10 protein-coding genes are annotated in these 9,945 nt (G+C 74.8%); 3 read left to right on the top strand and 7 right to left on the bottom strand.

What is annotated here, in order from left to right; all coding sequences use genetic code 11:
- Positions 1–696 (top strand): RDD family protein (locus tag LQ51_RS01130; protein ID WP_046562720.1); only part of this gene is annotated, 696 nt, incomplete at its 5' end.
- Positions 693–1,796, top strand: a complete 1,104-nt coding sequence (hisC, locus tag LQ51_RS01125) for a histidinol-phosphate transaminase (protein WP_046562717.1) — start codon at positions 693–695, stop codon at positions 1,794–1,796. The genes LQ51_RS01130 and hisC, both read left to right, overlap by 4 nt.
- Positions 1,797–1,932: 136 nt before the next feature.
- On the opposite strand, the gene LQ51_RS01120 is transcribed toward hisC, so the two are convergent.
- The 5 genes from LQ51_RS01120 to LQ51_RS01100 form a co-directional block, all read right to left on the bottom strand.
- Positions 1,933–3,180: an outer membrane protein assembly factor BamB family protein gene (locus LQ51_RS01120; protein WP_046562716.1), complete on the bottom strand. Its 1,248-nt coding sequence runs from the start codon at positions 3,178–3,180 to the stop codon at positions 1,933–1,935.
- A 128-nt stretch (positions 3,181–3,308) separates the two neighbouring features.
- Complete coding sequence (locus LQ51_RS01115; RefSeq protein ID WP_046562715.1) at positions 3,309–3,791, bottom strand: SRPBCC family protein; 483 nt, start codon at positions 3,789–3,791, stop codon at positions 3,309–3,311.
- A 114-nt stretch (positions 3,792–3,905) separates the two neighbouring features.
- Positions 3,906–4,115 (bottom strand): DUF397 domain-containing protein, encoded by a 210-nt coding sequence (locus tag LQ51_RS01110; RefSeq protein WP_046562714.1) that lies wholly within the window; start codon positions 4,113–4,115, stop codon positions 3,906–3,908.
- 141 nt (positions 4,116–4,256) lie between these two features.
- A complete protein-coding gene (gene fahA, locus LQ51_RS01105) occupies positions 4,257–5,468 on the bottom strand; it encodes a fumarylacetoacetase (protein ID WP_046562713.1) in 1,212 nt (403 codons plus the stop codon).
- Complete coding sequence (locus LQ51_RS01100) at positions 5,465–6,331, bottom strand: hypothetical protein (protein WP_046562712.1); 867 nt, start codon at positions 6,329–6,331, stop codon at positions 5,465–5,467. The genes fahA and LQ51_RS01100 overlap by 4 nt, the downstream gene beginning before the upstream one ends.
- Positions 6,332–6,425: 94 nt before the next feature.
- Between LQ51_RS01100 and LQ51_RS01095 the strand changes: the two genes are divergently transcribed.
- The gene (locus LQ51_RS01095) at positions 6,426–7,592 is read left to right on the top strand and encodes a homogentisate 1,2-dioxygenase (RefSeq protein WP_046562711.1); all 1,167 of its coding nucleotides are present in this window, start codon (positions 6,426–6,428) and stop codon (positions 7,590–7,592) included.
- A 72-nt stretch (positions 7,593–7,664) separates the two neighbouring features.
- Here the strand turns inward: LQ51_RS01095 and LQ51_RS01090 are convergent, their stop codons facing one another.
- Both LQ51_RS01090 and LQ51_RS01085 read right to left on the bottom strand, forming a co-directional pair.
- Complete coding sequence (locus LQ51_RS01090) at positions 7,665–8,705, bottom strand: NAD(P)-dependent alcohol dehydrogenase (protein ID WP_046562710.1); 1,041 nt, start codon at positions 8,703–8,705, stop codon at positions 7,665–7,667.
- Between the two features lie 217 nt (positions 8,706–8,922).
- Positions 8,923–9,942, bottom strand: coding sequence for a tetratricopeptide repeat protein (locus LQ51_RS01085; protein WP_046562709.1), 1,020 nt, complete (start codon positions 9,940–9,942; stop codon positions 8,923–8,925).
- Positions 9,943–9,945 lie beyond the last annotated feature (3 nt).

Below are 9,945 nucleotides of genomic sequence, written 5' to 3'. Positions count from 1 at the left end.
CCGCACCCGGGGCGGCCGGTGGGCGGGCCCGGGCAGCCGTCGGGGCCTCCGCCGGGCTGGCCCTATCCGACCTGGCCGGCGCGGCCGCCCGAGCCGCGCCCGCACGGGCTGCCGCTCGCCTCGTACGGTGCCCGGCTGGCCGCCCGGCTGATCGATGTCGGCATGCTCGTCCTGCTCAACGCGGCGATCAACGGCTGGTTCATCTGGCGCTTCTTCGTCGAGTGGTCCGCGCCCTGGCAGGAGTACTGGCGCCGGGTCAGCACCGGGGACCTCAGCAACGAGCCGCTGCCGCCCCCGGGCGAGCAGATCGGCGGGCTGCTCCTCGCCGTCCTGGTGATCGCCACCGCGCTCTGGTTCGCGTACGAGGTGCCGTCGATGGCCGCCCGCGGGCAGACCCTCGGCAAGCGGCTGATGGGCGTCCGCGCGCTGCCCGTGGAGGCGGACCAGCCGCTCGGCTTCGGCCGGGCCACCCGCCGGTGGAGCACCCTCGGCATGCCGACCATGTTCTGGGCCTGCTGCGGTTTCGGGCTGCTGCTCCAGTTCCTCGACGCCATCTCGGCGCTCTTCGACCAGCCGCTGCGCCAGGCGCTGCACGACAAGCGGGCACAGACCGTGGTGGTCCAGCTCTCCGGCGCCCGGCCCGAATCCGGTACCACCCCGCGCGACCGCGCCAACCCCCCGGGAGACACCCCATGACCGACACCGGACGTCACCAGCCTCCGCTGCGGCTGACCCGCGCCGACCTGGACGCGCTGCCCAACTACGTGCCCGGGCGCAGCCCCGCCGACCTGGCCCGTGAGCTGGGCCTGCCGGAGGCGATCAAGCTGGCCAGCAACGAGGTGCCCTACGGCCCGCTGCCCGGTGTGGTGGAGGCGGTGGCCGAGGCGGTGGCCGGCTCGCACCGCTACCCGGACATGGGCGTGGTGGCGCTGCGCCAGGCCCTCGCGGAGCGGTACGGGGTGGACGCCGACCGGATCGCCACCGGCTGCGGCTCGGTGGCGCTGGCCGAGCACCTGGTCCGGGCCACCTGCCTGCCCGGCGACGAGCTGCTCTACTCGTGGCGGTCGTTCGAGGCGTACCCGATCATCGCGGCGACCAGCGGCGCGACGAGCGTGCGGGTGCCGAACGACGCCGGCCACGGTCACGACCTGGCCTCGATGGCGGCGGCGGTGACCGACCGGACCCGGATGATCCTGGTCTGCAACCCGAACAACCCCACCGGCACGGCCGTCCGCAAGGCCGAGCTGGACCGCTTCCTCGACGCGGTGCCGGACGACGTGCTCGTGGTGATCGACGAGGCGTACCGGGAGTTCGTCACCGACCCGGAGGTGCCGGACGGCCTCGGCTATCTGGACCGGCCGAACGTGGCGGTGCTGCGCACCCTGTCCAAGGCCTGGGGCCTGGCCGGCCTGCGGATCGGCTGGCTGGTGGCCGCGCCGGCGGTGGCCGCCGCCGTGCGCAAGGTGGTCACGCCCTTCTCCACCAGCATGGCGGCCCAGGCCGGCGCGCTCGCCGCGCTGGCCCAGGCCGACGAGGTCGAGCGCCGCTGCGCGCTGGTCGTCGCCGAGCGGGACCGGGTCACCGAGGCGGTCGGCAAGTTCGTCCCGGACGTGCCGGCCAGCCAGGCCAACTTCGTCTGGCTGCCGCTGGGTGACCGGTCGGTGGACTTCGGCCGGGCGTGCGAGGCCCGTGGGGTGATCGTCCGGCCGTTCCCGGGCGACGGCGTCCGGGTCACCATCGGCACCCCGGCCGAGAACGACGCCTTCCTGGCCGCCGCCGAGGCGGCCCTGGCCTGAGCGGGGCGAGCCGGGGCCGGTCCGTCAACCCCATAACGGACCGGCCCCGGGGCCCTCACCCGGCCGTGAAGCGGCAAGCGGACACACAGGCGAACTATAGTACCTTTTGTCCGTTTTTGTCGAACGGGTGACCCGCTCATGTCGCGGCCAGCAGCACCGACTCGGCGGTGAGGAAATACCCCTGGTCGTCATCGCCGGGGCCGGCCCGCTCGCGCAGCCGCTCCACCGCGAGGTAGCCGCCCGCGGCGTACGCCCGGCCGGGCACCCAGCCCAGCCCGTCCCGACCGACGTTCAGCAGGAACCGGGACCGTTCCGCGCCGGTGGCCGGATCGATCGTCACCAGGTCACGCCCCTCGGTCAGCAGGTGCACCCGCCCGGGCTCGACCGCCAGGATGCGTGCCGCGCCCAGGTCGGCCCGTCGCCACCGCGGCGCCCCGCTCCGCGCCGACCGGCCGGTCACCCCACCCGACGTGCCGACCACCCACTCGCCGTCCAACTCGGTGTCCGCGCCGTCCAGCGCGGGCGCGGCCACCGGCCCGCCCGGGCCGACCAGCCAGCCCCGGCCGGTGCCGTCACCGGGACCTCCGGTACGCAGCCCCCGGCAGCCCGAGTGCCCGGCGTGGCAGCCGACCGGCGTGACCGCCAGCGCGCCGGAGCTTTCCGGTGGCCGCCAACGGGTGCGGACCGCCCCGGTCACCGCGTCCCGGAACTCGACCGTCGCCGGCCCGGCGCAGCCGTCCACCCCGACCAGGTCACCGCCGGCCGTGGTGCCCACGTCGGTGCGGCAGCCCCGCGGCAGGTCGACCCGCCAGAGCCGGCGGCCGTCGCCCAGCGCGTACCCGGCGATCCCGCCGGGACCGGCCGCCACCAGCACCGCCCGGCCGCCGGAACCCCGGGCGACGTGCAGCCCGGCCGGATCCCAGACCGTGGCGGCGTAGGTGCGTCGGGGCGCCGGCACCGACCCCGGCGCCGGCCCGTCCGCCCGCCAGGCCACCCGGCCGGTACGCGCGTCCAGCGCCACGAGCCGCCCGTCGGACCAGCGGCTGACCACCGTCGTGCCGTCGGCCAGCACCCCGTCGAGCCGAGCCGGCCAGCGCCGGTACGACCAGAACGGGGTGACCCGGTGCCGGGCGCTCGCCGGCTGGTCGGCGTACACCTGGCGGGCGCTGGCGTAGACGCGGAGCCGGCCGTCGACGACCAGCGGCGCCACCGGCAGCCGGCCCACCACGCCGGCCGGCGGGGTGACCGCCGGCGGATAGGCCGCCCGGGCCACGGTGCTCACCTCGGCAGGGGCCAGCACCCGGTGGACCACGACGGCGGCCGCCGCGACGGCGAGCACCGCCACGAGCGCCACCACGCTCCGCCGTCCCCGGGCCTTCCCCATGCCGCACCTCCGCCCGGCACCCTACCCAGCCGGGACCCCGGCTCCCCGCGCAGCGCCGGACGCGCTGGACAGGTGCCGGGTCGCCGACGCGGCGCCGGGCGGGGCGACGCGGTGGGTGATCGGGTCGCTCAGGCGGCCTCGGCGGACCGGTGCGGGCGCACGGCCCGGGCCAGGTCGGCGAGATCACGCCGGAGGGCGCCCTCGACCGCCCGGGCGGCCAGGCCGCCGAGGATCAGGGCGAGCACCCGACCGTACGGGGCGGTCGGGGCCGCCTCCTGCTCGACGGTGACCTCGGTGCAGCCGCGCCGACGCCGCTCGACGGTCCGCAGCGTCCAGGTGATCCGGTAGTCCGCCCCGGCGCCCCGCGAGGTGAGCACCAGCCGGGTCGGGGCGACCGCCTCGACCACCAGGAACTCCTCCGGCTCGGCCGCGCCGTCGGGCCGCACCCGGGTCTCGCACCAGACGGTGCCCGGGCCGAACTCCCCCGGGGTGAGCACCTCGACCGCACCCACGGCGGAGAGCCAGCCGGCCCGCGCCGGCAGGTCGGTGAGCAGCCGCCACACGTCGACGTCCTGGGCTTCGATGAACTCGCTGACCGTCACCGTCGACATGGCACCTCCCGTGTCGTCCACGGTACGGGGCGTGAACGGGAAACGGGGCGCGTTGCGGTGACAATTCCACCGCCGGTGCCCCGCGCGGGGCACCGGGGTGTACGGAGCCGGAGGTCAGCGGTCGAAGGCGCCGGCCCGGATCGCGGCGACGAACGCGGTCCAGCCCGGTGGGCTCACCGCGAGCGCGGGACCGGCCTGGTCCTTCGAGTCGCGTACCCCCACCACGCCGTGCGCGGCCACCACGTTGGTGGCCACCTCGACGCAGAGGCCCTGGTCGTTGGAGCGGCTGCTGGTGCGCCAGACGGCGCCGGTCAGCTCGGTCATCCTCGTTCCCTCCTCGTTCCGCTCGGGCACGCCCGGGGCGCGGTGCCCCGGACGTGCGGAATCCGCGTCGATCAACGGGGAAGGCACGGCCGCTGGTCGCACAGCGGGTGCGACCGGGAAGCGGGTGGACGGAAGGGCGACTCAGCGGGCCGGCAGGATGGCCCCGGTCACCTCGCCGAGGGCGATCGTGGTGCCGTCCGGGCCGGGGGCGGTGGCGGTGATGGTGACGGTGTCGCCGTCCTCCAGGAAGGTCCGGGTGGTGCCATCGGCGAACGTGACCGGCTCGTTGCCGCCCCAGGTCAGCTCCAGGAACGAGCCGACCTGGCCGCGCTCGGGGCCAGAGACGGTGCCGGAGGCGTACAGGTCGCCGGTGCGCAGCGACGCGCCGTTGACGGTGAGGTGGGCGAGCTGCTGGGCCGGCGTCCAGTACATGGTGGCGAAGGGCGGCTCGGCGACCCGCTCGCCGTTCCACTCCACCGCGAGGGACAGGTCGAGCCCGAGGTGCGGGAGGTCGCGCAGGTAGTCCTGGACCGGCGGGTCCTGGTCGGGGGCGGGCACGAAGGCGTCGGCGAGCGCCTCCAGCGGGGTGACCCAGGCCGACACGCTGGTGGTGAAGGACTTGCCGAGGAACGGCCCGAGCGGCTGGTACTCCCAGGCCTGGATGTCCCGGGCGGACCAGTCGTTGACCAGCACCACCCCGAAGACGTGGTCGGCGAAGTCGGCGACCGGTACGCGGTCACCGAGCCGGCTCGGTACCCCGACCACGAAACCCACCTCGGCCTCGATGTCCAGCCGGACCGAGGCCCCGGTGACCGGGCCCTGGGGGGTGGCCCGCTGGCCGCTGGGGCGGACCACCGGAGTGCCGGAGACCACCACCGTGCCGGCGCGACCGTGGTAGCCGATCGGCACGTGCTTCCAGTTCGGCAGCAGCGCCGCCTGACCGGGACGGAAGATCTGCCCGACGTTCGAGGCGTGGTGCTCGGAGGAGTAGAAGTCGACGTAGTCGGCCACCTCGATCGGCAGCAGCAGCTCCACCGCGCGCAGCGGGATCAGCAACGGCTCCACCGCCGCCCGGTGCGCCGGGTCGGTGAGCAGCTCGGTGAGCCGCTGCCGGACGGCGGTCCACTGGGGACGGCCGAGCGCCATGAAGTCGTTGAGGCTGGGCCGGCCCAGCGCGCCGCCGGCCAGCACCAGGCCGGCCGCCTCCGCGCCGGCCAGGTCCAGCACGAAGTCGCCGATGCGTACGCCGATCCGCGGCTCGCGGTCGCCGTGCCGGAACACCCCGTACGGCAGGTTGGTCACCCCGTACGGTGAGCCGTCCGCACCGGTCACCCAGCTGTTTCGCACGGTCATTCCTCGTAGCCCCCGTTCACCAGCCCCAGCCGGATCAGATCGGTCAGTGGTTCGGAGATGCTGCACGAGCCGTACCCGACCCAGAGCGGGCGCTCGTCGTCGCGGTGCGCCCGGACCCGCTCGACCACCCGCACCGCGTCGGTGGCGGCGAGCAGCTCGGCGACCTCGTCCACCTCCGCGCCCCCGGCGGCGGCCAGCGTTGCGGCCAGCACGTTGACGAAACCGTGGTGGGTGAAGCCGGTCTCCGGGTCGCGGTGGCGGATCGCGTGGTGCAGCCCGGCGGTCAGTTTGAACGGCAGTTCCCGGTCCCGGCAGGCGCAGATCACCGCGGCCAGCTCGACCGGGGTCGGGAACAGCTCGGCGGCCAGCCCGCCGGTGCGGAACTTGGCGGCGACGGGCAGCCCGCCGGCCCGCGCGTCGGCGATCGTGTCCAGCGCGCCCATCAGCCCGAAGGTCAGCGGAATCTCGGCGTAGACGGCGGTGCCGCCCCGCTGCTCGGCGAGCTTGATCAGCTCGGCGAGGCCGGGCTGCGGGTCCTCGCCCCGCTTGGCGACGGGCGCCTCGACCTGCCGGGCGGTCACCCCGTCGGGGGCCAGGAAGGACAGCGCGACGGGCAGCCGCGCCACGCCGGTGTCGCCGATCAGGCCGATCACGAATGCCTCAGCGGGGTCGACCAGGCCGCTCAGCTCGCCGGCCTCGATCAACGAGGCGGGCAGCAGCAGCGGGCCGACCAGGTCGGCGTACCAGGCGGCGCGGTGCCGGCGGTGGTCGGCCACCGCGTCCGGTGGCGCGGCGCTGCCGGGCGGGAAGACCGCCGCGTCGTCGACCAGGCCGGCGAGGAGGCGGGGCACCTGCGTTGACACGAGACAAGAATCTACGGGACGCTACAAGGAACGGACAACCGCGTCCGATTATCGGACGTCACTGGCCGGAGAACGGGACATATCGGGAGGCGAGATGCCGTACTACCGCAGCATCGGCGAGGTGCCCCGCAAGCGGCACACCCAGTTCCGCCAGCCCGACGGTCGCCTCTATGCGGAAGAGCTGGTCGGTCAGGAGGGCTTCTCCTCCGACTCGTCGCTGCTCTACCACCGGCACGCGCCGACCGCGATCGTGGCCGCCGAGGAGTTCACCCCGCCCGCGCTCACCCGGGCGCCCAACCTGCCGTTGAAGCCGCGCCACCTGCGCACCCACAAGCTCGACGCGGCCGGCGCCGACCCGGTGCTCGGCCGGCAGTACCTGCTCGCCAACGACGACGTCCGGATCGCCTACGTGCTGGCCGACCGGCCCTCCCCGCTGTTCCGGGACGCCACCGGCGACCACTGCCTCTACCTCGAGTCCGGCTCGCTGCGGGTCGAGTCACCGTTCGGGGTGCTGGAGGCGGTGGCCGGCGACTACGTCATCATCCCGACCTCGACCATCCACCGCCTGGTGCCCACCGGCGACCAGCCGACCCGGCTGCTCGCCATCGAGGCCGCCGGGCACGTCGGGCCGCCCAAGCGCTACCTCTCCGTACGCGGGCAGTTCCTGGAGCACTCGCCGTACTGCGAGCGCGACGTCCGCGGGCCGGACGAGCCGCTGCTGGTCGACGGCGAGGACGTCGAGGTGCTGGTCCGGCACCGCCGCGGGTGGACCCGCTACAGGTACGCGAACCACCCGTTCGACGTGGTTGGCTGGGACGGCCACCTCTACCCGTGGGCGTTCTCCATCCACGACTTCGAGCCGATCACCGGCCGGATCCACCAGCCGCCGCCGGTGCACCAGACCTTCCAGGGCCCGAACTTCGTCATCTGCTCGTTCGTGCCGCGCAAGGTGGACTACCACCCGGACGCCATCCCGGTGCCGTACAACCACCACAACGTCGACTCCGACGAGATGCTCTTCTACACCGGCGGCAACTACGAGGCCCGGCGCGGCTCCGGCATCGAACAGGGCTCGATCTCGCTGCACCCCTCCGGCTTCACCCACGGCCCCCAGCCCGGGGCGGCGGAGCGGTCGATCGGGGTGGACTTCTTCGACGAGCTGGCGGTCATGGTGGACACCTTCCGCCCGCTGGACCTCTGCGACGCCGCCACCGCCTGCGAGGACGACGGGTATGCCTGGACCTGGGCGCGCCGCGGCTGACGTACCCACGGGAAGGGGCCGCGTCCGGTCGGACGCGGCCCCTTTCCCGGCTCCGGAACCCGCCGGCGGCGGTCAGAACGTCGAGGCGTCGATGACGAAGCGGTAGCGCACGTCCGAGGCGAGCACCCGCTCGTACGCCTCGTTGATCTGCTCGGCCCGGATGACCTCGATCTCGGCGCCGAGCCCGTGCTCGGCACAGAAGTCGAGCATCTCCTGCGTCTCGGCGATGCCGCCGATCATCGAGCCGGCGAACGACCGCCGGGCCGGGATGAGCGAGAACGCCCGCACCGACAGCGGCTCCTCCGGCGCACCGACGTTGACCAGCGTCCCGTCCACCGCGAGCAGCCCCAGGTACGCGTCCAGGTCGATCTTCGCGCTGACCGTGTTCAGGATGACGTCGAAGGAACCCGCCAAGGCGGCGAAGGTCTCCTCGTCCCCGGTGGCGTAGTAGTGGTCGGCGCCGAGCCGCAGCCCGTCCTCCTGCTTCTTCAGCGACTGGGACAGCACGGTCACCTCGGCGCCCATGGCGTGCGCCAGCTTGACGGCCATGTGGCCGAGCCCGCCGAGGCCGATGACCGCCACCCGGCTACCCGGGCCCACGCCCCAGTGCCGCAGCGGCGAGTACGTGGTGATGCCCGCGCAGAGCAGCGGCGCCGCCACGTCCAGCGCGAGACCGTCCGGGATCCGCAGCACGAAGTCCTCGGTGACCACGATGGCCTGGGCGTAGCCGCCCTGGGTCGGCCGGCCGTCCCGGTCCACCGCCCCGTACGTGCCGACGTTGCCGTTGAGGCAGTACTGCTCCAGGCCCTTGCGGCAGTTGGCGCACTCCCGGCAGGAGTCGACCATGCAGCCGACGCCGACCCGGTCGCCGGCGGCGAACTTCGTCACCTCGGCGCCCACCTCCCGGACCACGCCCGCGATCTCGTGGCCGACCACGATCGGGTAGCGGGTGGCACCCCACTCGCTGCGCGCGGTGTGGATGTCGGAATGGCAGATGCCGGAGAACTTGATGTCGATGAGCACGTCGTGTGGCCCGAGGTCGCGCCGCTCGATCGTGGTCGGGGTGAGTGGTCCGGTCGCGGACGTCGCCGCGTAGGCGTTGACGGTGAGCACAGTTCTCCGCTTCCTGCAGACGTACGGGATCATGGCGTGGCTCGCGGCGCCACCGCCGCACCGGCGGGCGCCCGGGGACAAGCCAACGCTTCGACCATTCCTACCCCCGCGCCGCCCCCACCCACACGTAGCCAGGCTCACCTCGCAGACCGGGAATAACCCCCGTCGCGCCGGCCCGCCGTAGGCCGAGATCAGCGCCGGCCCGCGAGGGCAGCGGTCAGCGCCGGGCCAACACCGCGAACGACGCCAGCATCGCCGCGCTCACCGACAACACCAGCGGCCACGGGCCGCCGACCAGCGCGTAGAGGACCAGGAACACCGGGGCGGCGGCCGTCGCGTACAGCGCCACGGCCAGGCTCCGGTCGGACCGGACCAGCCCCGGCAGGACCGTCCCGAGCAGGTCCGGCAGCCGGGCCGCGGACCGCCAACCGACCAGCGCCCCGCCGAGCGCGGCCACCCCGGCGAGGATCCGGGACAGTCCGGGCGCGGCCGGGGCCAGGAAGGCGACCAGCACCGTGACCACCAGCGACCAGCCGGCCGCGTGGAGCACCACCCGGCGCAGTCCGTCGCCGATCGTCCGGCCGGCGTCGCCGCGCGCCGGGTCCATGGCGGCCGCCTCGGTCAGGTGCTCCAGGGCCTCGGCGTAGCGCCGCTGGTCCAGCCGGATCACCCCCAGGTCGTGGCGCGCCTCGGCCAGCTGCGGGTCCAGCCGCAGCGCCTCCCGGTAGGCCCGCTCGGCCAGGTCGAACAGTCCCAGCCGGGAGGCCACCAGGCCGAGCACCAGGTGCGCCTGCGGCTCCTCCGGCACCAGCTCGACCCCCCGCCAGGCGGCGTCCAGCGCCGGCTGGCCGTTGCGCGCGCCGGACAGGATCGCGGCGGCGCTGCGCTGGGCGTACGGGTCGGTCGGGCCGAGCGTCAGGATCTGGTCGGCGGTGGCCGCGGCCTCCTTCCACCGTTCCAGGTCGGCCAGCGCGAACCCCCGCGCCACCAGCGCGGGTACGGCGTCCGGCGCGACCGCCAGGGCCGCCTCGGCGGCGTCCAGCGCCTCGGCCGCCCGGTCGCCGGCGAGGTGCATCCGGGCCAGCATGGTCAGCGCGTCGGCGTGGCCCGGCGCGGCGGCGATCAGGAGGCTGAGCTCACCGATCGCCTCGTCGTACCGGCCCAGCTCGGCGAGGAGCCGGGCGCGCTGGAGGTAGCCGTCGGCGGCGGACTGGTCGGGGGCGGCGTCACTCGACATCCC

The organism is Micromonospora sp. HK10 (assembly GCF_000982955.1).
Classification (GTDB): domain Bacteria; phylum Actinomycetota; class Actinomycetes; order Mycobacteriales; family Micromonosporaceae; genus Micromonospora.
Note: the sequence above shows the minus strand (reverse complement) of the source record. Positions and strands in the feature narration are given on the sequence as shown.